Consider the following 544-nt stretch of genomic DNA (forward strand, 5'->3'; position numbering starts at 1 on the left):
CTTGCGCCGTGTCCGGCCGCTGCGCATCGCGCTGGCAACAACCTTTTTCATCTCACCTTTAGCCTGGAAGTACAGCTCTTGGTAGATCGTTTCATGACTCACGTGCATAGTGTCATCGCCGGGGAAATCTTTCCGCAAGCGGCCCGCTATCTGCTCAGGAGAATACTCCTTGCGCAGCCACGCCCACACCACTTCCTGCAACTGCGGATTTGTCGGAATCTTGCGTGGTTTCGGCCTAAACCTGCGGAAAACGGATTGACGGTGTGCCTCAAACGGCCGGTAAATCCCATCATCACCACTGTTGCGGGCAATCTCGCGCGAAATCGTCGACGCACTACGCCCCAACTCACGCGCAATTGCACGGATAGACATGTTCTGATTAACCCGGTCCGCGATCATCTCTCGGTCCTCAACCGACAGATACCGCCCATCAATGACCTTCTCCACTGCGGCCTGCGGCATTACCTGCACAGGCACACTGACCCGACCGTCAACATAACCAAGGACCTGCATAAGCCGTTTATAACGGTGCGCATCCTCACCA

General features: G+C 56.1%; 1 protein-coding gene. It reads right to left on the reverse strand.

The window, feature by feature from the left end:
• A partial coding sequence (locus F4V54_RS11290) for a helix-turn-helix domain-containing protein (protein WP_150387192.1) occupies window positions 1-544 on the reverse strand: 544 nt, incomplete at both ends.

Origin of the sequence: Corynebacterium tuscaniense (assembly GCF_008693065.1) — a bacterium.
GTDB classification, from domain to species: domain Bacteria; phylum Actinomycetota; class Actinomycetes; order Mycobacteriales; family Mycobacteriaceae; genus Corynebacterium; species Corynebacterium tuscaniense.